This window comes from Streptomyces sp. NBC_00386 (assembly GCF_036063235.1).
Taxonomy (GTDB): domain Bacteria; phylum Actinomycetota; class Actinomycetes; order Streptomycetales; family Streptomycetaceae; genus Streptomyces.
In genome coordinates, this window is record NZ_CP107950.1 from 6,289,368 (window position 1) to 6,310,796 (window position 21,429).

General features: G+C 70.9%; 19 protein-coding genes and 2 tRNA genes. 18 read left to right on the plus strand and 3 right to left on the minus strand.

What is annotated here, in order from left to right:
- Nucleotides 1-241 precede the first annotated feature (241 nt).
- The 5 genes from proB to OG780_RS27580 all read left to right on the plus strand — a co-directional run bounded on the left by proB (nt 242) and on the right by OG780_RS27580 (nt 5,529).
- Nucleotides 242-1,348 (plus strand): glutamate 5-kinase, encoded by a 1,107-nt coding sequence (proB, locus tag OG780_RS27560; protein WP_328458420.1) that lies wholly within the window; start codon nt 242-244, stop codon nt 1,346-1,348.
- Nucleotides 1,349-1,679: 331 nt separating this feature from the next.
- Nucleotides 1,680-2,147: a hypothetical protein gene (locus OG780_RS27565; protein WP_387302233.1), complete on the plus strand. Its 468-nt coding sequence runs from the start codon at nt 1,680-1,682 to the stop codon at nt 2,145-2,147.
- A 61-nt stretch (nt 2,148-2,208) separates the two neighbouring features.
- Nucleotides 2,209-3,495 (plus strand): glutamate-5-semialdehyde dehydrogenase, encoded by a 1,287-nt coding sequence (locus OG780_RS27570; protein WP_328452569.1) that lies wholly within the window; start codon nt 2,209-2,211, stop codon nt 3,493-3,495.
- Nucleotides 3,496-3,724: 229 nt separating this feature from the next.
- The gene (locus OG780_RS27575; protein ID WP_328452571.1) at nt 3,725-4,339 is read left to right on the plus strand and encodes an SCO2584 family spore wall biosynthesis protein; all 615 of its coding nucleotides are present in this window, start codon (nt 3,725-3,727) and stop codon (nt 4,337-4,339) included.
- A 122-nt stretch (nt 4,340-4,461) separates the two neighbouring features.
- Nucleotides 4,462-5,529: an SCO2583 family membrane protein gene (locus OG780_RS27580; protein ID WP_328452573.1), complete on the plus strand. Its 1,068-nt coding sequence runs from the start codon at nt 4,462-4,464 to the stop codon at nt 5,527-5,529.
- A gap of 106 nt (nt 5,530-5,635) precedes the next feature.
- Here OG780_RS27580 and OG780_RS27585 read toward each other — a convergent pair whose 3' ends face one another.
- Nucleotides 5,636-6,802 (minus strand): M48 family metallopeptidase, encoded by a 1,167-nt coding sequence (locus tag OG780_RS27585; RefSeq protein WP_328452575.1) that lies wholly within the window; start codon nt 6,800-6,802, stop codon nt 5,636-5,638.
- Between the two features lie 70 nt (nt 6,803-6,872).
- On the opposite strand from OG780_RS27585, the gene OG780_RS27590 reads away from it, so the two are divergent.
- The 10 genes from OG780_RS27590 (at nt 6,873) to OG780_RS27635 (ending at nt 12,992) form a co-directional block, all read left to right on the plus strand.
- On the plus strand, nt 6,873-7,064 hold the full coding sequence (locus OG780_RS27590; RefSeq protein ID WP_328458785.1) for a hypothetical protein: 192 nt from the start codon (nt 6,873-6,875) through the stop codon (nt 7,062-7,064).
- A 127-nt stretch (nt 7,065-7,191) separates the two neighbouring features.
- The gene (locus OG780_RS27595; protein ID WP_037618764.1) at nt 7,192-7,353 is read left to right on the plus strand and encodes a hypothetical protein; all 162 of its coding nucleotides are present in this window, start codon (nt 7,192-7,194) and stop codon (nt 7,351-7,353) included.
- Nucleotides 7,354-7,421: 68 nt separating this feature from the next.
- On the plus strand, nt 7,422-8,153 hold the full coding sequence (gene nadD / locus OG780_RS27600; RefSeq protein ID WP_326787837.1) for a nicotinate-nucleotide adenylyltransferase: 732 nt from the start codon (nt 7,422-7,424) through the stop codon (nt 8,151-8,153).
- A 17-nt stretch (nt 8,154-8,170) separates the two neighbouring features.
- Nucleotides 8,171-9,988 carry an LCP family protein gene (locus tag OG780_RS27605; RefSeq protein WP_328452579.1) on the plus strand — a complete coding sequence of 606 codons (1,818 nt, stop codon included), beginning with the start codon at nt 8,171-8,173 and terminating at the stop codon, nt 9,986-9,988.
- Between the two features lie 125 nt (nt 9,989-10,113).
- Nucleotides 10,114-10,557 carry a ribosome silencing factor gene (gene rsfS / locus OG780_RS27610; RefSeq protein ID WP_326787839.1) on the plus strand — a complete coding sequence of 148 codons (444 nt, stop codon included), beginning with the start codon at nt 10,114-10,116 and terminating at the stop codon, nt 10,555-10,557.
- Nucleotides 10,554-11,240, plus strand: coding sequence for a histidine phosphatase family protein (locus tag OG780_RS27615; protein ID WP_328452581.1), 687 nt, complete (start codon nt 10,554-10,556; stop codon nt 11,238-11,240). The genes rsfS and OG780_RS27615 overlap by 4 nt, the downstream gene beginning before the upstream one ends.
- Nucleotides 11,241-11,357: 117 nt before the next feature.
- A tRNA-Ala gene (locus OG780_RS27620) sits at nt 11,358-11,430 on the plus strand.
- A gap of 462 nt (nt 11,431-11,892) precedes the next feature.
- Nucleotides 11,893-12,066, plus strand: a complete 174-nt coding sequence (locus OG780_RS27625) for a hypothetical protein (protein ID WP_261702676.1) — start codon at nt 11,893-11,895, stop codon at nt 12,064-12,066.
- A gap of 3 nt (nt 12,067-12,069) precedes the next feature.
- Nucleotides 12,070-12,303, plus strand: coding sequence for a hypothetical protein (locus OG780_RS27630; RefSeq protein WP_037618755.1), 234 nt, complete (start codon nt 12,070-12,072; stop codon nt 12,301-12,303).
- A gap of 616 nt (nt 12,304-12,919) precedes the next feature.
- Nucleotides 12,920-12,992 (plus strand) — tRNA-Ala (locus OG780_RS27635).
- A 137-nt stretch (nt 12,993-13,129) separates the two neighbouring features.
- Here OG780_RS27635 and OG780_RS27640 read toward each other — a convergent pair.
- The gene (locus OG780_RS27640; protein ID WP_328452585.1) at nt 13,130-14,746 is read right to left on the minus strand and encodes an NADH-ubiquinone oxidoreductase-F iron-sulfur binding region domain-containing protein; all 1,617 of its coding nucleotides are present in this window, start codon (nt 14,744-14,746) and stop codon (nt 13,130-13,132) included.
- Nucleotides 14,743-16,038: a cytochrome b/b6 domain-containing protein gene (locus tag OG780_RS27645; protein ID WP_328452587.1), complete on the minus strand. Its 1,296-nt coding sequence runs from the start codon at nt 16,036-16,038 to the stop codon at nt 14,743-14,745. Before OG780_RS27645 ends, OG780_RS27640 begins: the two co-directional genes overlap by 4 nt.
- 407 nt (nt 16,039-16,445) lie before the next feature.
- On the opposite strand from OG780_RS27645, the gene leuS reads away from it, so the two are divergent.
- From leuS to OG780_RS27660, 3 genes are all read left to right on the plus strand, one after another.
- Entirely contained in the window at nt 16,446-19,337 is a 2,892-nt protein-coding gene (gene leuS, locus OG780_RS27650) for a leucine--tRNA ligase (RefSeq protein WP_328452589.1), read from the plus strand.
- A gap of 125 nt (nt 19,338-19,462) precedes the next feature.
- Nucleotides 19,463-20,194, plus strand: a complete 732-nt coding sequence (locus tag OG780_RS27655) for a hypothetical protein (RefSeq protein WP_328452591.1) — start codon at nt 19,463-19,465, stop codon at nt 20,192-20,194.
- A 72-nt stretch (nt 20,195-20,266) separates the two neighbouring features.
- Entirely contained in the window at nt 20,267-21,112 is an 846-nt protein-coding gene (locus tag OG780_RS27660) for a DegV family protein (protein WP_328452593.1), read from the plus strand.
- Nucleotides 21,113-21,429: the final 317 nt, after the last annotated feature.

Sequence of the window (21,429 nt, forward strand, 5' to 3'; positions counted from 1 at the left end):
ATGACACAAGGTTCAACTTAACTTTGCTCTGTCTTTTATTTCCATGAGGAACGCGTACAACCTTTTAATCGTGTGCGACTCGTGATCGCGCGGTTACGTGGCAGCGTCCGCCTGCTGGAACGACCGGTCGGCCCCTTTCCCCTTCGCGTAGATTGCGGGGCGGGCACCGGGACCGACGCGAGGGGACACACCGCAGGTGGCAGCGGCAAGGCAGACCGAGACGCACGCCGACAGGGACGCTGTGGCGCAGGCCCACAGGATCATCGTCAAGGTGGGCTCCTCGTCGCTCACCACCGCCTCCGGCGGCCTCGACGCCGACCGGGTCGACGCCCTCGTGGACGTCCTGGCCAAAGCCCGTGACGGCGGTGAGAAGGAGGTCGTCCTCGTCTCGTCCGGCGCCATCGCCGCCGGCCTCGCGCCGCTCGGACTGCGCCGCCGCCCCAAGGACCTCGCCCGCCAGCAGGCGGCCGCCAGTGTCGGCCAGGGCCTCCTGATGGCCCGCTACACCGCCTCCTTCGCCCGCTACGGCATCCGCGTCGGGCAGGTGCTCCTCACCTCCGACGACACCAGCCGGCGCGCCCACCACCGCAACGCCTCACGCACCCTGGACAAGCTCCTCGCGATGGGCGCCCTTCCGGTCGTCAACGAGAACGACACGGTGGCCACCGACGAGATCCGCTTCGGCGACAACGACCGCCTCGCCGCCCTCGTCGCCCATCTCGTACGCGCCGACCTGCTGATCCTGCTCTCCGACGTGGACGGGGTCTACGACGGCGACCCCAGCAAGCCCGGCACCTCACGGATCGCGCAGGTCCGCGGGCCCGCGGACCTCGCCGGCGTCGAGATCGGCAGCGCGGGCAAGGCGGGCGTCGGCACCGGCGGCATGGTCACCAAGGTCGAGGCGGCCAGGATCGCCGCCGCGGCCGGCATCCCCGTGGTGCTGACCAGCGCCGTCCACGCCGCCGACGCCTTCGCGGGCCGGGACACCGGCACCTTCTTCCACGCCACCGGCAAGCGGTCGGCCGACCGGCTGCTGTGGCTCCAGCACGCCTCCACGCCGCAGGGCGCGCTCACCCTGGACGACGGCGCCGTACGCGCGGTCGTCGAGCGGCGCACCTCGCTGCTGCCCGCGGGCATCGCGGGCGTCGAGGGCGAGTTCATCGCGGGAGACCCGGTCGAGCTGCGCGACAGCGCGGGCCGGGCCGTCGCGCGGGGGCTGGTGAACTTCGACGCCAAGGAGATCCCCCAGCTGATCGGCCGCTCCACCCGGGAGCTGGCGCGCGAGCTGGGCCCCGCGTACGAGCGCGAGGTCGTGCACCGCGACGACCTCGTGCTGCTGAACCCGTAGGGCAGGCGCTCCCCGCCGGGTCCCGCCGAACCCCTGGAACGCGCGATACCGGGTCCCGCCGAACCCGTGGGCGAAGCGTCCTGCCGGGCGCTTCGGTGAGATCCGCGTTCCGACCGGTGGATGGCACGGTGGCCTCGTCCGCCGGGCACCCGTACCGGGCGCCCCAGGGGTACCGCCGGGACCGCTGTCCGCTACATCCGTAAACGGCCGAATCCCCCGCCCCCACCGGTGGACGTTCCGTAAAACCGCCACACGGCGGCTTCTCACCTGCTCAACTTTGTGGCAGGGAGAGTCCGGGATTCGGTACGACCATCGGGTAAAGGAGGCCGTCGTGAGACGAGTGCGCCCTGGGGTGGCGGCGTCCCGCGGTGGTCCCGCCTCCCGCGCGGTGGGCGAGGAGCGGGCCCTCACCAGTGTCGCGGCCGGCGACACCTACGAGGGCGAGCAGCCCGCCGACCTGCCCCGGCTGTGGCACGTGACGCTGAGCGTGTCCGGCGGCGAGGCCCCGCTGACCGAGGTGAGGCGCGGTCTCGAACAGCTCGCCCACGACCACCCCTTCCTGCTGACCAGCCGGTACGCCAACGACCACGCGGAGATCCGCTACTGGGAGGAGGCCCGCGACCTGCACGACGCGGCGGCCGTCGCGCTGCGCCTGTGGGGCGAGCACCGCCAGACCGCCCAGCTCCCGCCCTGGGAGATCGTCGGCCTGGAGGTCATCGACCGCGAGACGTACCACCAGCGGATCGCCGAGGGGTACGGACCGCTGCCCGCGACCCCTGTGGGAGTTCACCCGTTTTGAGCCCGTCTCGTCGTATGGGACGACCGCCGGCCCGGCCCGCCGGGCGCACTACCCTTCCCTCATGACCACGCTCTCGCCGTACGACTCCATGTCCCCGGTCGCCCAGGCCGCCTATCGCGCGAAGTCCGCCGCCGCCGACCTGGCGCCGCTGCCGCGGGCCGAGAAGGACGACGCGCTGCTCGCGATCGCGGACGCGCTGGAAGTGCGTACGAGCGAGATCGTCGCCGCCAACGCCAAGGACATCGAGCGCGCCCGCGAGGCCGGGACCGGCGAGACCGTCATCGACCGGCTCACGCTCACCCCCGAGCGCGTGCGCGCGATCGCCTCCGACGTCCGCGACGTCGTGGCGCTGCCCGACCCGGTCGGCGAGGTCGTCCGCGGCTCGACCCTCCCGAACGGCATCGACCTGCGCCAGGTCCGCGTCCCGCTCGGCGTCGTCGGCATCATCTACGAGGCCCGGCCGAACGTGACCGTCGACGCGGCCGCCCTGTGCCTGAAGTCCGGCAACGCGGTCCTGCTGCGCGGCTCGTCCTCCGCCTACGAGTCGAACACGGCCCTCGTGCGGGTCCTGCGCGACGCCGTGGGCGGCGCCGGGCTGCCCGCCGACGCCATCCAGCTCGTGCCCGGCGAGGGCCGCGAGTCGGTCCGTGAACTGATGCGCGCCCGTGGCCTGGTCGACGTCCTCATCCCGCGCGGCGGCGCCTCCCTGATCCGCACGGTCGTCCAGGAGTCCACCGTCCCGGTCATCGAGACCGGCACCGGCAACTGCCATGTGTACGTCGACGCGAACGCCGACCTCGACATGGCGATCGACATCCTGATCAACTCCAAGGCCCAGCGGCCCAGCGTCTGCAACGCCGCCGAGACCCTCCTGGTCCACCAGGACATCGCCGCCGCGTTCCTGCCGCGCGCCCTGGACGCCCTCGCGGACGCCGGGGTCACCGTGCACGCCGACGAGCGCGTCCTCGCCTACGCCGAGGACTCCAAGGCCACCGTCGTGGAGGCCACGGCGGAGGACTGGGACACCGAGTACCTCTCCTACGACATCGCGGCGGCGGTCGTCGACTCGCTCGACAAGGCCGTGTCGCACATCCGGCTGTGGAGCTCCGGCCACACCGAGGCCATCGTCACCACCTCGCAGCAGGCCGCGCGCCGCTTCACCCAGCTGGTCGACTCCACGACCGTCGCCGTGAACGCTTCGACCCGCTTCACCGACGGCGGTCAGTTCGGCTTCGGTGCCGAGATCGGCATCTCCACGCAGAAGCTCCACGCACGCGGTCCGATGGGACTGCCGGAGCTGACGAGCACCAAGTACATCGTCACGGGCGACGGCCACATCCGCCGCTGAGACACCGGCGGGGACGCGGCCACGGCGGCGTCCCCGAAGCCGGGGGCGGCCCCGTGAGAGCCCCGGTCCCACCCGGAGGTCCGCCGGGGCGCACGGGCGGTGGTCCGCCGGGCGCCGGGGCGCGCGGCGGACGGTTCACGGCCCGCGGTCCACTGAGGCGCCGTCCCGTCCTGAGGTCGAATTTCCGTACCGTCTGCCCAAATTGACCCCTCAGGTCTACTCTGGATCCGTGCCGGAGGACGTGGGGGGCACGCCGTTCCCTGACGGCTGGGAGCCCGACGACGACCACGACCGCGGGGGTGCGGACGAAGAGTTCGCCTCCGTGGTCTTCGACGAGGACTTCGTACGGGCGGCGGCGTTCCATGAACCGACCGCCGTGGAGCGGCTGCTCGCGGCCGCCCAGGCCCGCGCGGAGGCTTCCGAGGCCGAGGCCCGCCGGGCGCGCGCCCGCGGCGCCCGCGGCGACGACGAACGCTACGAGGACGGCTTCGGCCCCGACGACCACGGTGACTTCGCCCACGATCCCGACCTGGACGATCCGGACGACTCCGAGGTCCTGGATGGCCGCCACGGCTTCCCGGGGATGTACGGCCGGCCCTACGGCAGGCAGGCCCGCTGGCACCGCCACGTCGCCTGGCTCCTCGCCCTCGTCATGGGCATCGGGATGGTCGCCCTCGCCTTCACGGCGGTCTACCGGGGCGCTTCCTCCGACGGCCGGGACCAGGTCCCCTCACCCGCCTCCTCCGGCCTCGAACAGGGCCAGGAGAAGATCACCGGCCCGGGCCCCTCCGCCTCCGTCGGCGCTTCCCGTCCTGCGGTGCCGGCGGTGCCGCGCACGCCCTGACGCCGGTCTCCCCGCAGAGGCGCCGACGTTCGTCGCACAGCGTGACCACCTGGTGGGAACCTGTCAGAACTTGTCGCGCACCACAGCGTTTACCGGAGCCCCCGGAGACCTACTCTGAAGGTATGGGCGGGCCTGGAGACCCACCTGAGGGGACACCCGAGGGTGCTCCCGCCGGTGGCGAGGACGAGTACCGATCCGTCGTCTTCGACGAGTCGTTCGTCCGTGCTGCCCGCCTCCAGGAGTTCTCCGCCCGGGAACGCATGGCCGACCACAGCCCGGCCGTGCGCCGCCGCCCGCCCCTTCAGCGCGGGCTGTCCCGGCAGGCCCTGATCCTCGTCCTGCTGATAGCCATCGCCTTCGGCACCGCGATCTACATGGGCATACATCACCCGTACCCGACCACCGCCACCCGGTCGGTCGAACCGCTGCGCATGACGGTTATCCCGCTCGCTCCGCAGAACGCCGTCCCTGGCTCGACCAGCGCCGACGAACTGTTCACCGGCAGCCCGGCCGCCCAGTTCCGCACCGGGGCCGACGGCATCACCATGCCCGCCGTCCGGCGCACCGCGCACTTCTCCGACAGCCAGGTCGTCACCGCCCTGACCACCGCCAAGGACTACCTCGTCGAGTCCTCCCTCGACCCGAGCGTGCTGACCGGAGGCGCCACCCGGCCCGTACGGATCCTGCTCGACCCGCGGCAGCTCGACCAGTTCGACCGGAGCTTCGACCACCCGGCCGCCGACGGACGGCACGCCCCGACAGGCTGGCTGATCCGCTTCGACGCGACCCGGACGCAGCTCGCCGACAAGGGGATCCGGGTGCAGGGCACCCTCCAGGCGGCCGAGTCCGACGCGAACACCCTGGAGGTCGTCGCCGACCACACCTTCGTCTACGCGCTGAAGCCGACGGGTGCGAACGCCGGGGCCAAGGCCTCCCTGTTCACCGTGCGCCGTGAACTGACCTTCCGCTTCGACCGCGACGACCTGCGCATGCACCAGGCCGAACTGGTGGTGTCCTACGTCCAGGCGGGCCCGCTCGCCTGCTCCGACGACCCGGTGAGCCGGCTGCGGCCGCTGCTCGCGGGCGAGACGGCCAAGGCGGGCGGGCCGGCCGGTACCGACCCGTACGCCACCGGCAGCGCCACCGCCGTGTGCGGTTCGCTGGCCAGGAGCGCGCAGCCGAGGGTGTAGCCGGACCACCGGGCGGCGCCGCCCGGAGACGGTCGGCGGCACCCCCGACGGGGTCCGTTCGGCCGACGGCGCCACCCGACGGGGCGGCGCAATCCGGCGGGGTCGATCAGTCCCGGCCGTCGGTGCCGGTGCCCTCGTCCTCGGAGCGGTCCTCGGAGCGGTCCTCGCGCGGCTCCTGCCCGGTGCCGGTGCCTCCGGCGTCCCCGCCGGAGGCGCCGTCCTTGGGCGCACCGCCCGCGAAGCCCCCGAAACCGCGCCGTACCCGGCCCCCTAGGTCGCCCGCGCCGCCCGCGATGTCGCTGACCAGCTTCATCAGCGGGTCCTTGGAGTTCTTCACGTCGCTGGCGTAGCTGGCCGCCGACTGCCGGAAGGAGTCCGACACCGAGGTGTCCTTGTCCGCGTCGCGCCGCGGATAGTGGCCGTCCATGATCCGCTGGTGGTCGCGGGACTCCGCCCACTTCTTCAGCTCGGCCGCGCGGACCGCGGTGAAGGGGTGGGTACGCGGCAGCACGTTCAGGATCTTGAGCACGGAGTCCCGCAGGTCGCCCGCCGACTCGTACTCCTCGGCCTGCGCGAGGAACGCGTCCACGTTCATCTCGTGCAGGTGATTGCCGCCCGCGATCTTCATCAGACCGCGCATCGAGGCCCGCAGGTCCTGTCCGACCAGCAGCCCCGCCCGGTCCGCCGACAGCTCCGACTTGCGGAACCATTCGCGCAGCGCGGTCACGATCGCCATGATCGCGAGGTTCCCCAGCGGGATCCAGGCGACCCGGACCGCGAGATTCGTGAGGAACAGCAGGATCGTGCGGTAGACGGCGTGACCGGACAGCGCGTGGCCGACCTCGTGGCCGATGACCGACCGCATCTCCTCCTCGTCGAGGAGCTCGACGAGCCCGGTCGTCACCACGATGATCGGATCGTCCAGCCCGATGCACATCGCGTTGGGCTGCGGGTCCTGGTTCACGTACATCGGCGGGACCTTCTCCAGGTCCAGGATGTAACAGGCGTCCCGCAGCATGTCGTTGAGGTGCGCGAACTGGGCGTCCGAGACGCGCACCGAGTCGGACAGGAAGAGCAGCCGCAGACTGCGCTCGGGCAGCAGACCGCTCAGTGCCTTGAAGACCGTGTCGAAACCGCTGAGCTTGCGCAGGGCCACCAGGGCCGAGCGGTCCGCCGGGTGTTCGTAGGCCCGCGAGGAGATCCCCTCGAAGCGCCTGCGCTGCCTGCTCGGCACGTTCTCGTGCCCGTTCCGTCCCTGGTCGCCGTCGGACATGTCTTCCCCCATGTGCGTCTGAGTGCCTTCTGTCCCCCCGAGGCAGAGCCCAGCCTAGGCGGAGATACCGTTGACGGGCAGTACAGAGAAGGAGTCGTACGACATGGAGCACATCCCCACAGCCACGTGGCTCACGGAAGCCGCCTCGGCGGCAGACAGGCAGGGTCCGGGCGATCTGCTCCGCGTCGTGCTGATCGTCATGGTCGTCGGTGTGGTCCTGGCCGCCTGGTTCCTGCTGCGCGGCTACAAGCGCGACGACTGACGACCGGCCGCGGACCGGCGGGCGGAGTGCCGTCCCCAACGGCGGAGTCGGCGTGTTCGCCGTGTGGGCGCCCGCATACGATGGGCCGACATCTTTATCCCGCACCCACTGGATAGGTTCTGCCGAGATGAGCTTCCAGCACACCGCCGCACAGTTGGCCACCGTCGTCGCCGAGGGCGAGAACGGCGGCAACCACGAGAGCCTCAGCCCGTACCTGACCGGCGGCGGGGCGCTGTTCATCCTGCTCCTGCTGCTGTGGATCACCACGCGCTTCAACCGCGACCGCTGAGCCTCCCGGGCCCGCTCGGGGCCCCTGTCGGCCGGAGCCCGTCGGCCGGGCCGGTAGGGTCTGCACGCATGGGAGAGCAGGACATGCCTACCGGTCCGGCGAGTGACACGGAGAGCGGCGCCGCCGGCGACGCCACGGGCGGCGCGGGCGCGGCGGCCGGCGGCGCGGTGAAGCGCCTCGTGACCGGCACCGGCAACGGCCCCTCGAATCCGGGCAAGCGCCGGCTCGGCGTCATGGGTGGCACCTTCGACCCGATCCACCACGGACACCTGGTCGCGGCCAGTGAGGTCGCCGCGCAGTTCCACCTCGACGAGGTGGTGTTCGTGCCGACCGGACAGCCGTGGCAGAAGACCGACCGCATGGTCACGCCCGCCGAGGACCGCTATCTGATGACGGTCATCGCGACCGCCGAGAACCCCCAGTTCTCGGTCAGCCGGATCGACATCGACCGCGGCGGCCCGACCTATACGACGGACACCCTGCGCGACCTGCACGCGCTCAACCCCGACGCCGATCTCTTCTTCATCACCGGCGCGGACGCGCTCGGCCAGATCCTCACCTGGCGCTACACGGAAGAACTGTTCTCCCTTGCGCACTTCATCGGGGTCACCCGGCCCGGTCACACCCTGACCGACCCGGGGCTCCCGGAGGGCGGTGTCTCGCTGGTCGAGGTTCCCGCGCTCGCCATCTCGTCCACAGACTGCCGTGCGAGAGTCGCCAAGGGCGACCCCGTCTGGTATCTGGTGCCGGACGGTGTGGTGCGCTACATCGACAAGCGTGAGCTGTACCGCGGCCAGTGAGCCGAGAGGGGCACCCGGTGAACGACCGATACGACGGATACGCGGGCGGCGGCGACCAGCAGTACGAACTCGTCGGCTACGACGAGTACGGGCAGCCTGTGTACCGGCAGATCCCGCAGCAGCCCGCCCAGGGGTACGACGGCTACGACGCCGGGCAGCAGCCGGGCTACGGCTACGACCCCTATGCGACGGGCCGTCAGGAACCCGTCCGGCCCTACGACACGGGCCACCAGCCACCTGTGTCGCCCTATGACACCGGTCAGCACGAGACGGTGTCTCCTTATGACACCGGCAGGCAGGAGGCGGTGTCGCCGTACGACACCGGTCAGCAGCCGGCCGCCTCCTCGTACGACTCCTTCGACCCGTTCGGCACGGGTGCGCCCCGGGCCGGCGGGACCGGGACCACCCGGACTCCGTACGACGGTTACGGGCGGAGCGCCGACACGGCGGGCGCCGCGAGCACCGGCCGGCAGCCCCGGGTCGCCGAGCAGACCGCCCGCGTCCCGCAGCAGGCCGGGCCGCCCGAGGACGACGCTCCCCGGACCGACCGGGACTACCGCACCGAGCAGTTCGCCTTCGTCGAGGACCAGGAGACCGAGTCCGAGGACGTCATCGACTGGCTGAAGTTCACCGAGAACCGCACCGAGCGCCGCGAGGAGGCCAAGCGCCGCGCCCGCAGCAGGATCGTCGCCCTGGTCGTGGTCGTGGCCCTGGTCGTGGTCGGTGGCGCGGGCTACCTCTGGTACGCGGGCAGGCTTCCCGGCACCGCCTCGGACGCCAAGCCGGGGACCACGACGCCCGTCGCCGCCCAGAAGCGCGACGTGGTCGTCGTCCACCTGCACAACACCAAGGGCGGCGGCACCGCCACGGCCCTGCTCGTCGACAACACCACCACCAAGCAGGGCACCACCGTCCTGCTGCCCAACTCCCTCGCCCTGACGGACGACGACGGCTCGACGACCACGCTCGCCAAGTCCGTCGACACAGACGGCTCCTCCGGGACACGGGAAGCGCTCGACACCGTGCTGGGAACCAGCATCCAGGGCACCTGGCGGCTCGACACCCCCTACCTGAACAACCTCGTCGAACTCGTCGGAGGCATCGAGGTCACCACCGACGCCGACGTTCCGGACCCCGCCTCCAAGAAGAAGAGCGACCCCCCGCTCGTCAAGAAGGGCGAGGACCAGAGCCTCAGCGGCAAGATGGCCGTCGCCTACGCCACCTACCAGGCCGCGGACGAGGCCCAGAACGCGCAGCTCGAGCGGTTCGGACAGGTCATGCAGGGGGTGATGCGCAAGCTGTCCTCGGACAAGCAGGCCGCGACCACCACCGTGCAGACGCTGGCCCAGATCCTCGACCCGTCCCTGACCGACCAGGACCTCGGCGCCTTCCTCGCCAAGCTCGCCGACTTCGCCAAGGGCGGCGACTACAAGACCGCGCTGCTGCCCGTACAGCAGGACGGCACGCTGACCGCGAGCACCTCCGACAGCGTGATCAAGAACGTCCTGGGCGGTACGGCGAAGAGCCCCGAGGCGGGCTCCGCGGTCCGCGTCGGCATCGAGAACGCCACCGGCGTCAAGGCGGCCACCGGTCAGGCCCGGGTCGCCCTGGTCAACGGCGGCTACACGTTCCTGGACTCCGGCACCTCGGCCGCCGCCCAGAGCGTGTCCCGGATCACCTACAGCGATGCCGCCAGGAAGGAAGACGCCGTCGAGGTCGCCAAGACCCTGGGTCTGCCCACCAGCACCGTGAAGAAGGGCAAGGCCGCCGGCAACGCGGACGTGTCCGTCGTCCTCGGCCAGGATTACAAGGTCGTCAGCCGCTCGACGGGGTGACCCGCGGGTGACCGGCATCACGCCCCGGGGCCCGGCCCCGGGGCGTGGCCCCGGAAACGCGTGGGGTGTCCTCGGCGGTCGTGAGACCCTTGAGTCGTAACCGACCGCCGACGGAAAGCCGCGTAGTGACCGCCACGGACCGCTCCATCGAGCTCATCAATGCCGCCGCACAGGCGGCCGCAGACAAGCTCGCGCACGACATCATCGCCTACGACGTCAGCGATGTGCTCTCCATCACCGACGCCTTCCTGCTGGCGTCCGCGCCCAACGACCGTCAGGTCAAGTCGATCGTCGACGAGATCGAGGAGCGCCTGAACAAGGAGCTCGGCGCCAAGCCGGTGCGCCGAGAGGGCGACCGCGAGGCACGCTGGGTGCTGCTCGACTACGTCGACATCGTGGTGCACGTCCAGCACAGCGAGGAGCGCGTCTTCTACGCCCTCGAGCGGCTGTGGAAGGACTGCCCCGAGCTCGACCTGCCCGCCGAGGCCAAGGCGACCCGCGGCAAGGCCGCCGAGCACGCCAAGTTCCAGGCCGAGGAGGACTCCGTCGGCATGGAGGAGCTGCGGTGACCGCCGAGGCCCGCGAGGCCGCGGGCGCGACCGCCGAGGCGAAGCCGGGCAGGGGCCGCCGCGTCATCCTGTGGCGGCACGGCCAGACCTCCTGGAACGTGGACCGCCGCTTCCAGGGCTCGACGGACGTCGAGCTGACCGAGACGGGCGTCGGGCAGGCCGTCCGCGCCGCCCGGCTGCTCGCCTCCCTGAAGCCCGACGCCATCGTCGCCTCGGATCTCAAGCGCGCCGCCGCGACGGCCGCAGAGCTGGCCGTCCTCACCGGCCTCGACGTCACCCACGAGGAGGGCCTGCGCGAGACCTACGCGGGCGTCTGGCAGGGGCTGACGCACGAGGAGATCATCGCCCGCCACGGCGAGCAGTACGCCGCGTGGAAGCGCGGTGAGCCGGTGCGGCGCGGCGGGGGCGAGCTGGAGACCGAGGTCGCCGACCGCGCCGCCCCCGTGGTGCTGCGGCACGCCGACAAGCTTCCGGACGACGGCACCCTCGTCGTCGTCAGCCACGGAGGCACGATCCGCACCACGATCGGCCGTCTGCTCGGTCTGGAGTCCCGGCACTGGGAGAGCCTCGGTGGCCTGTCCAACTGCTGCTGGTCCGTCCTCGGCGAGGGCGTCCGCGGCTGGCGGCTGCTGGAGCACAACGCCGGCACGCTGCCGGAACCGGTTCTCGGCGACGACGACTGAGGGGCGCCGCACGGCTCTCCGTCCGGTCGCGCGGGCCCGGAGGGACCGGATTTCACTTTCCGGCTGGTCGCAGGCTAAAGTTCTTCTTGTTCGGCCCGCAGGGCGGGAAGAACGCAAGGGGCTATAGCTCAGTTGGTAGAGCGCCTGCATGGCATGCAGGAGGTCAGGAGTTCAATTCTCCTTAGCTCCACAGACCGACTCTCTCGAGTTGTCGGACAGAGTGATGAAAGATCCCGTTCCCGTGAGGGAGCGGGATTTTTCGTTGCTCGCACCGGAGTTGGGGCCCGGCCTCGGAAGAACGCGCCGAGGCGGGCGCAGTTGGGCGGACGGACTCCGAAAGCCGTGTCGTGGACCACCCCGGACGCGTCGCCCCGGCAGCCTCCGTGACACCGTCAGGAGCCGCGCGCCCTCTCCGGCTCATGGGGCGCCGTGGTCTTGGGCACACTCATCTCGAACCCGCTTGAGTCACTTGGGGTCCCTGGGGCGTATACCTTTGCGGACGCGCTCCTGGCGTGCTCGTATGCGCCGGTCGCCAGGGCCGTGCTGGGTGCCCGTGTCCGGACTGGTACGAAGGCGTCGCTGACCGTATTGCTCCGGCCGTGGCAGAATCAAACGGCCGGAAGGGGGCGCGGCCCGACGGGAGGGAGTAGCGATGCCTGCCAGCATCCTCGAGGAGGTCGACGATCTCCTCGAAGTGGCACTGAACCGTAAGAAAGCCACCCTCCTCGACTGCCCTTCCTGCGGATCGGTCCACGTTGCCCAGGTTCTCGGTGACAACGGTGGAATCTCCTACGTGTGCACGGCCTGCGGCCACAGCTGGAGCTGATTGATGGGTGCACACAGGCGGAAATGCGATTGGTGCGGCAGTGGTACGCCGATCGTCCGCGACATGGAACCGGTCAACCACGACTACCAGTACTGGTGCGAGGAATGCGCGCGGGCGCTGATCATAAAAGGCGACCCGATCGAGACGTACCGAGAGCTGGAGGGCGAGCCGATCTACGCACGGCTCCTCGACGAGCACTGCACGCTCAAGCGCTTCTATTCGTTCGCCACGGCCTGACCCGGGGACCGCGTGCCCCCGGGGCCGTGTGACCCCGGCGCTGTGCGACACCGGGACGGCCTGCCACGGTGACCGCCGGGCCCGGCGTCGGCCCGGTCCGGGGTCCATCCCGCCGCGGGTCGGTCCGGCCCCGGTCGGCCCGACGGGCGCGGGTGATTTCCCCTCGGCGGGCCGGCGGCGTCAATCCGCTGCCGTTCCGGCACAGTTCCCGCCCTGCCCGCACCGTGCGGGCACGGCACCCGCTCCGGCGCGTACGCGCGAGCGGGACGCCACAGCCGCCCTGGAGCGGCCTCCGCGTGTCCTCCGCGCCTGGAGCCGGGGCGAGTCCGCCGTGGGCCCGTGAAGCCCGCCAGAAGCCGCGCAGCGGCCCCAGGTGGCGTCCCCGTCCGTCGCTGTCCGGAGAACCCCGCCCCGCGCCTCCTCGAACCCGTTCGGCCCAGTGGTCGTATCCGGGCGGACATGGCACGCGGCGGGGCCCGCACAATGCGACATGAAGCCTGAATCGGTACAGACGGGAAACGATTTGGTGGTTCACCAGGGGGACCGTGTAATGTTGGCGTCGCCGCCGGGGAAACCGGCGACACGGTGAAAACGCGGTCTCGCCGCGTGGCCACAAGGGGCTATAGCTCAGTTGGTAGAGCGCCTGCATGGCATGCAGGAGGTCAGGAGTTCAATTCTCCTTAGCTCCACAGACGTTGAAAGCGGGCCACCCGATCAGGGTGGTCCGCTTCTTCGTTTTCCCGTGCTCTCGCGGAACGGCCGTCCGGCCGGCGCGCGGAACGTGTCGAGGGCGGGCCACCCGTTCCTGGTGGCCCGCTCCTTCGTGTCAGCGGCCGCTGCCGAGCGCGCGGCGCCCACGCCCCTGCGAGAGGACCGGCAGGTTGCGCGAGGGCGCAGAGCCCCGGGTGTCCTCCTCGATGCGCAGGGCGAGCGCCGGGCAGCGGCGCACCGCGCGCAGGGCCTTCGCCTCGGCGAACTGCGGCACCGGAGCCTGCGCGACGGTGGGGAAGCCGTCGGCGCCCAGTTCGAAGACCTCGGGAAGGAGGTCGGCGCACAGGCCGTGCCCGCGGCACAGCGTCCAGTCGACGAAGATCTTCTGGCGGCTGGGACCCGCCTCCTGCTCGCTCTGGCCGCCCATGATGCTCAGGGGCAGCTGGCCGTCCTCGAAGAGCGGCAGAACGCCTTCCACGGGCCTTCCGCAGCCGTTTCCGAGGACATGCGCGGCCAGGTCGTCCGTGAACGCCTTCAGGGTCGACTCGATGAACATCGCCGAGCCGTCCGGGTGGGAGCAGGCGCCGCGCCGCTTCACGGACTTGGCGACCTGCTTCACGGCCTCGAGCGCCGCCGGTCCGCCGCCGTTGAGGATGTCCGCCAGGCCGCGCGCCGCGGCGGGCAGACCCAGGTAACAGGGGCCGCACTGTCCCGCGCTCTCGTCGGCCAGCCACTGCGCCACGCGCAGCGACTCGCCGAGGGGGCAGGTCTCCTGGGTGATGGGGAGGATCGCGCCGGCGCCGAGCGCACCGCCCACCGCGGCCAGGGAGTCCCGCGAGATGATCGCCTCGTTGACCGTCGCCGCGTCCAGCCACTTGCCGTGGTAGCCGCCGGTCAGGACGCCCTGGGGCATCGCCGGGGCGCCGGCCAGCTGGAGCACGTATCGCAGGGGTACGCCGGTGGGGACCTCGATCACCATGGGGCGCGCGACCGCGCCCGAGACGGTGAGCATGACGGTGCCGGGCTCGTCGTACAGGCCCGTGTTGCGGTAGCGGTCGGGGCCGATGCGGGCGGCGATGGCCAGCTGCGCGAACGTCTCGGCGTTCGACAGGAGGGTGGGCGCGCCCCCGACACCCGACTGGGAGGCGCTGACCTTGCGGCCGGGCGGCACGGCCGGGCCGCCGTCGATCGAGCGGATCAGCGACGCGGCCGCGCCGGTCACCATGCGTACCGGATTGCGCTGCACGCGCGCGCGAAGGGGTGATCCCCTCCGGTTGCTCAGCCCCCGCTCGGCCAGCGCCGCCTCCATGGAGCGCTGGGTGGACTCGCGGGTCACGCCGATCACGAGCTGGCGGGCGCCCATGGCCTCCGCGACCAGGAGAGCGCCGTCGAGGATGAGGTGCGGGGCACGGTTGATGAGCACCGTGTCCTTGCGGCAGGCCGGTTCGTCCTCGCTTCCGTTGACGACCACCACCGGGCGGATGCCCTTCTTGATGGCTGATTCGGCGACCGAGCGCAGTTTCTTGCCGAACGGGAAGCCCGCCCCGCCGCGGCCCTTCAGATTGATGTCCTCGGCGAGGCTCGCGAGTTCTTCTCCGCCCAGGGGTTCGAGCGGACCGTGCACCTTGAGGTGCATGGGCAGATCAAGACGTTCAACCAGGTCGAAACCCGACGTGAGCTGCGGAAGTCCGACTACGCGGACTTCCGGGACGTCGGGCAGGGCCTCGTTCACTTAAAGCCTCCGGAAGGGGCATTCCATGATTCACCGGAGCCAGGAGCGTCGAAGGCGCCCGGCAGTACGTCAGTCGTGGGACCGCTGTCGTACGTGTCATTGGTGTTGTACGTGCGATAGGACACGTTCGTCTCACCGGTGTTGTACACATCACTCGTGCCGTAGTTCCCGGCGGGCGGATTGCCGTAGACGGGGACGGTGTATCCGGTGTCGTTGAGCGGGTCGTACGCCGATGCGGGGGCCTCGCCGACGGGGGCCGACGTGGGAACGGGCCAGCCGGCCTGCGCGCCGCCGTTGCCGACGAGGGGAAACGTCTCTGTGGGCTGAGCGTTCGCGGGCATCGGGAACTGCTGGGTCCCGGGAGCCGCGGGTGCGTCGCCGGGTGTCGCCACGGTCCGGTAGGCCGCCGCGAAGCCGGTCGTGTCCGCGGTTCCCTGCGCGCCGCCGAACAGCGGGGACGAGGGCTCGTTGCGCTCCTTGCGGGGGGACGGGACGGAGTCGGCGCCCGGGGAACGCCGGTCGGAGCGACCCGCGGAACCTCCCTGCGGCGACTCCATCGCGGCGGCGCGGGAAGCCTCCAGGTCCTCGCGGAACCCGCGGGCGCCGCCGCTGCCGGTGAGCGCCAGGATCCGCGCCGCGACCTTGTACTTGACGGCGTTCGGGGCGGCACGCAGCAGGAGGGCGGCCATGACGCCGACCAGGCACAACTCGTACGAGACCATGAAGAAGGTCTTCGCCGGGCGCCCCGCGAACAAGCCGTGGACCAGGGCCGCGCACAGTGCGGGGTAGGCCAGCATGTGCATCGCGCGCCAGCGGGCGGCGACCACGGCCGGCGCGGCGAACTGATTGCGCAGCGCGCCGGTGATGCCTACGAAGATCATGAGCAGGCCGGCCAGCGAGCCGAGGCCGATGAGCCCGCCGAGGCCCGTGACGCCCAGGCTGAAGGGGATCAGCGCGGCGATCAGGACGGTGTGATCCAGTGCCAGCTTGACGGTGATGTGCACCAGGAGGAACGCGATCGAGCCGACGGCGGTCACCCGGTGGACGCCCTGCGCGACGATCCGCTGACGTGTGTCGAGGAGGAGCCGGTCCTGGGCGACCAGGCCCCAGATCACCGAGCAGGTCAGGGAGACCAGCGACAGGACGCCGGCGCCGAAGTTCAGGAAGTCCTGGACCGCGGTGCCTCCCACCAGCACGATCACGGGTATGAGGAACAGGGCGACAGCCGAGGCCACCCCGTAGGCCGAACGGCCCATCCGGGGAAGCGAGCTGTTGTTACGACGAGGGTTCATGAGGGGTACTCCCTACGGTTCGGGGAAGCGGTCCCGAAGGCGCACTCTAGGTCGAGAAAAGGCGCCGAGCTCCACGTTTGAGTTATTGCCTTGTTACCAAAGGGCAATGAGGTCTTTGTGTTGTCCGCAAGCGTCCGTTAAGCGAAGTAAAATTTGAACATTGGTCAACGATTTTTTGCCGTCCGTCCCGGCGGCGCGCGGTGCCGACGGGCCCGAAAGGTCGTCGCGGCCCGTGTGGGCCCTGCGGTACCCTGACGCCATGCGTGCCGTACGCCTTCTGCTTAGCGAGCCGCGCTGATCAGTCCCGACCGCTGACGCATCGTGGTCGGCATCAGCGCGGCGTCCCCTCCTGTGCGAGGGGTTTTTTCATTTCTGCTGGCAGAGACGATCGATGGAGCTTTGAGGACATGAGCGAGACGAACACCGCTGCCGCCACCGCAGAGTCGGCCGCGCCGCACCGCTACACGGCCGCCCTGGCCGCCGACATCGAGGCACGCTGGCAGGACTTCTGGGACGCCGAGGGCACGTACGAGGCCCCGAACCCCACCGGTGACCTGGCCGGGGACCCCGAGCTGATCGCCCGGCCCAAGAAGTTCATCATGGACATGTTCCCGTACCCCTCGGGTGCGGGTCTGCACGTGGGTCACCCCCTGGGCTACATCGCCACCGATGTGTCCGCCCGGTATCAGCGCATGACGGGTCACAACGTCCTGCACACCCTGGGCTTCGACGCCTTCGGCCTGCCCGCCGAGCAGCATGCCGTGCAGACGGGCGAGCACCCCCGGGTGACCACCGGGGCCGCCATCACGAACATGAAGTCCCAGCTGCGCGCGCTGGGCCTGGGCCACGACAAGCGCCGGTCGTTCGCCACGATCGACCCGGAGTACTACAAGTGGACCCAGTGGATCTTCCTGCAGATCTTCAACTCCTGGTACGACGACGAGGCCTCGAAGGCCCGCCCCATCGCGGCGCTGGTCGCCCAGTTCGAGAGCGGTGAGCGTGCCGTCCCCGCCGTCGGTGCCGCCACGCGCGCGTGGAACGAGCTGAGCGCCGTCGAGCGCGCCGACGTCCTGAGCGGCTACCGCCTGGCGTACGCCTCCGACGCGCCGGTCAACTGGTGTCCCGGCCTGGGCACCGTCCTGGCCAACGAGGAGGTCACCGCCGACGGCCGTTCCGAGCGCGGCAACTTCCCCGTCTTCAAGGCCAAGCTGCGCCAGTGGAACATGCGCATCACCGCCTACGCGGACCGCCTGCTGGACGACCTGGACGCGCTGGACTGGCCCGAGGCCATCAAGCTGCAGCAGCGCAACTGGATCGGCCGCTCCGAAGGCGCCCGCGTCGACTTCCCGATCGACGGCGAAGCGATCACGGTCTTCACCACCCGTCAGGACACCCTGTTCGGCGCCACCTACATGGTGCTGGCGCCGGAACACCCGCTGGTCGAGAAGTTCACCCCGGCCGCCTGGCCCGAGGGCACCCACGAGGTGTGGACCGGCGGTCACGCGACGCCCGCCGAGGCCGTCGCCGCCTACCGCGCGCAGGCCGCCTCGAAGTCCGACGTCGAGCGGCAGGCCGAGGCCAAGGACAAGACCGGCGTCTTCACCGGCGCGTTCGCGACCAACCCGGTCAACGGCGAGAAGGTCCCGGTCTTCATCGCCGACTACGTCCTGATGGGCTACGGCACCGGCGCGATCATGGCCGTCCCGGCGCACGACACCCGCGACTTCGCCTTCGCGCGCGCCTTCGAACTGCCCATGCGCTGCGTGGTCGAGCCCTCGGACGACCGCGGCACCGACGCCTCCACCTGGGACGACGCCTTCGCCTCGTACGACGCGAAGATCGTCAACTCCGCCGGCGACCAGGTCTCCCTGGACGGCTTGGGCGTCGTCGACGCCAAGGCGCGCATCACGGAGTGGCTGGAGCGCCGGGGCATCGGCGAGGGCACCGTCAACTTCCGGCTGCGCGACTGGCTGTTCAGCCGCCAGCGCTACTGGGGCGAGCCCTTCCCGATCGTCTACGACGAGGACGGCGTCGCCCACTCGCTGCCCGAGTCGATGCTGCCCCTGGAACTGCCGGAGGTCGAGGACTACTCCCCGCGCACCTTCGACCCGGACGACGCGAACACGTCCCCGGAGACCCCGCTGTCCCGCAACGAGGACTGGGTCGCCGTCACCCTGGACCTGGGTGACGGCCGGGGCCCGCAGAAGTACCGCCGCGAGACCAACACCATGCCCAACTGGGCCGGTTCCTGCTGGTACGAGCTGCGCTACCTGGACCCGCACAACGACCAGAAGCTGGTCGACCCTGCCATCGAGCAGTACTGGATGGGCCCGCGGGAGGGGCAGCCGACCGGCGGCGTCGACCTGTACGTCGGCGGCGCCGAGCACGCCGTGCTGCACCTGCTGTACGCCCGCTTCTGGTCGAAGGTCCTGTTCGACCTGGGCCACGTCTCGTCGGCCGAGCCGTTCCACAAGCTGTTCAACCAGGGCATGATCCAGGCGTACGTGTACCGCGACAGCCGCGGTATCGCCGTACCGGCCGCCGAGGTGGAGGAGCGCGACGGCGCGCACTACTACCAGGGCGAGAAGGTCTCCCGGCTGCTGGGCAAGATGGGCAAGTCCCTGAAGAACGCGGTCACCCCGGACGAGATCTGCGCCGAGTACGGGGCGGACACCCTGCGCCTGTACGAGATGGCGATGGGTCCCCTGGACGTGTCCCGACCCTGGGACACGCGCGCGGTGGTGGGCCAGTACCGCCTGCTGCAGCGGCTGTGGCGCAACGTCGTCGACGAGGCGACCGGCGAGGTCACGGTCGTCGACACCGAGCCGGACGAGGACACACTGCGTGCCCTGCACAAGGTCATCGACGGTGTACGCCAGGACCTGGAGGGCATGCGGTTCAACACCGCCATCGCCAAGGTCACCGAGCTGAACAACCACCTGACCAAGGTGGGCGGCCCGGTCGCTCGCCCGGTCGCCGAGGCCCTGGTGCTGATGGTCGCGCCGCTGGCCCCGCACATCGCCGAGGAACTGTGGCGCAAGCTGGGCCACGCCGACACGGTCGTCCACCAGGACTTCCCCGTCGCCGACCCCGCTTACGTCGTCGACGAGGCCGTGACCTGCGTCGTGCAGATCAAGGGCAAGGTCAAGGCCCGCCTGGAGGTCTCCCCGTCGATCACCGACGCCGAGCTGGAGAAGGTGGCGCTGGCCGACGAGAAGGTCGTCGCGGCGCTGGGCGGCGCGGGGATCCGCAAGGTGATCGTGCGCGCGCCGAAGCTGGTGAACATCGTCACGGCGTAGCCGACCGGCTCGGGGTAGTCCCCTACGGGCAGGTTCGGGGTCCTTCCGGAACTCCGAACCTGCCCGCAGCGTTTACCGTTGAGAGCGCGGCGAAAGGTGCCGCGGCCGGTCGGAGGAGGAGTGTGATGGGTACCGTGATCACCGTAATCGCCTTGCTCTTCCTGCTGTTCGTGGTGTTCGGCGCGTATGCGACGGTGAAGGTGATCGGCGCCGCCAAACGCGGTGTGGACCGCACCATCTCGCAGGCCCGCCGTACGGTCGAGGACACCACCCTGCGCGCGAAGACCTTCGCCCAGTTCGGACCCCAGGGCGAGCTCGCCCAGCTCAGACTGACGCTGCGCACCTCGATGCGCGCCACCCAGGACGCGCTCCAGGCGAGCGCGGCGGAGGACGAGTCCCTCAAGGAGTCCCTGAGCCTCTTCGAGCGGCTCAGCGCCCACGGGCACGAGCTGGACGCCGAACTGAAGCGTCTGGAGGCCGAGCCCGACCGGGACACGCTCGCCACCCGGCTCCCGGGTCTGCGCGAGCGTACCCAGCGGATCACGCAGTCGGCGGACTCACTGCGCTGGGCCGCCCGTGACCGGGCCCACCGCTTCGCCGGCGACGACCTGGACACACTGAGCGCACAGATCGACGTGGAGGCCGGCGCGCTGCGCCACTGGACCAAGGAGCCCGGTCCGGCCACGTCCTGGCCCGACGCTCCCGCCGCGGACGCGGGCACCTCCGACGGACAGAGCGGGCCTCGGAGCCCGCAGTCCCGTCCCGAGGACGGGTCGAGGCGTTCGGCCATCACACCGCCCGGCCAACGGCCCACCTACCCTTGGCAGAAGAAGCCCCGCCCCGAGAGCACGACATGATCCAGCCGTCGCGACCGCAGGTGGAAGGGGCCGGGCTGCCACGCACCCGTCCCGCCAGGTAATCTCCAGCTCATGTCCCGCCATGTCGCGATCGTCACCGATTCAACGGCCTACCTGCCGCCGCGGACGATGGAGCGCCACGGCATCACATCGGTTCCCCTGACCGTGGTCCTCGGGGACCAGGCGCTCGAAGAGGGCACCGAGATCTCGGCGCGCTCCCTGGCCTTGGCACTGCAGAAGCGGCGCCCCGTCACGACGTCCCGGCCCAGCCCCGAGACTTTCGCCGCGACCTACCGCGAGGTCGCCGAGTCCGGCGCCACCGGGATCGTCTCGCTGCACCTCTCCTCGGAGTTCTCGGGCACCTACGACGCCGCGGTGCTCGCGGCACGCGACGCCCCGGTGCCGGTGCGTGTCGTCGACACCGGGATGGTCGCCATGGCTCTCGGGTTCTGCGCGCTGGCCGCCGCCGATTCCGCCGAGGCGGGCGGGAGCGTCGACGACGCGGTCACGGCCGCCGAGAAGCGGGCCGCGGGCATGTCCGCCCACTTCTACGTCGACACTCTCGACTACCTCCGCCGTGGCGGCAGGATCGGGGCCGCGCAGGCTCTGCTGGGTTCCGCGCTCGCGGTGAAGCCGCTGCTGCAGCTCCGCGACGGCCGCATCGAACTCCTCGAAAAGGTCCGGACCTCGTCCAAGGCGATCGCGCGCCTGGAAGAGATCGTCGTCGACCGGGCGGGCAGCGCACAGGTCGACATCGCCGTTCACCATCTGGCGGCCCCCGAGCGGGCGTCGGCCCTCGCGGACCGGCTGCGGGCCCGGGTGCCAGGCCTTGCCGAACTGCATGTGAGCGAGGTGGGCGCGGTGATCGGAGCGCACACCGGACCCGGTCTGCTGGCGGCGGTCGTCTCGCCTCGATGAGGAGGCCGGCACCTGCGTCACTCGCGTGCGTCGCTCGTGCGGGTGACGGGGTTATCCACAACTGGGGTCCTTTCCACCGGAATTGAGCATGATCATCGCGAGGGCGGCGGGGTGCCGCATCCTCGCCGCATGGCACTTCGATCGAGCTCCCGCACCGCGACCCCGACCAGTGGACCGGGTCGTGGCCCCCACTCCGACAGCCGCAGCCGTCATCGCCGTCGCGACGGGCGAACCCGGACCCGTCGTCACGAGGCTTCGGCCGCGGCCCTTCGGCTGCGTGCCGACGCGCTCTTCACCGGACACGCCCAGGGGCGGCG

Bases quoted from the DNA above. Each gene is read 5' to 3' on its own strand.
- OG780_RS27570 (WP_328452569.1), top strand. From the start codon at position 2,209: ATGACCACGCTCTCGCCGTACGACTCCATGTCCCCGGTCGCCCAGGCC.
- OG780_RS27580 (WP_328452573.1), top strand. From the start codon at position 4,462: ATGGGCGGGCCTGGAGACCCACCTGAGGGGACACCCGAGGGTGCTCCC.
- OG780_RS27585 (WP_328452575.1), bottom strand. From the start codon at position 6,802: ATGTCCGACGGCGACCAGGGACGGAACGGGCACGAGAACGTGCCGAGC.
- OG780_RS27595 (WP_037618764.1), top strand. From the start codon at position 7,192: ATGAGCTTCCAGCACACCGCCGCACAGTTGGCCACCGTCGTCGCCGAG.
- nadD (WP_326787837.1), top strand. From the start codon at position 7,422: ATGGGAGAGCAGGACATGCCTACCGGTCCGGCGAGTGACACGGAGAGC.
- OG780_RS27625 (WP_261702676.1), top strand. From the start codon at position 11,893: ATGCCTGCCAGCATCCTCGAGGAGGTCGACGATCTCCTCGAAGTGGCA.
- OG780_RS27630 (WP_037618755.1), top strand. From the start codon at position 12,070: ATGGGTGCACACAGGCGGAAATGCGATTGGTGCGGCAGTGGTACGCCG.
- OG780_RS27645 (WP_328452587.1), bottom strand. From the start codon at position 16,038: ATGAACCCTCGTCGTAACAACAGCTCGCTTCCCCGGATGGGCCGTTCG.
- leuS (WP_328452589.1), top strand. From the start codon at position 16,446: ATGAGCGAGACGAACACCGCTGCCGCCACCGCAGAGTCGGCCGCGCCG.
- OG780_RS27655 (WP_328452591.1), top strand. From the start codon at position 19,463: ATGGGTACCGTGATCACCGTAATCGCCTTGCTCTTCCTGCTGTTCGTG.
- OG780_RS27660 (WP_328452593.1), top strand. From the start codon at position 20,267: ATGTCCCGCCATGTCGCGATCGTCACCGATTCAACGGCCTACCTGCCG.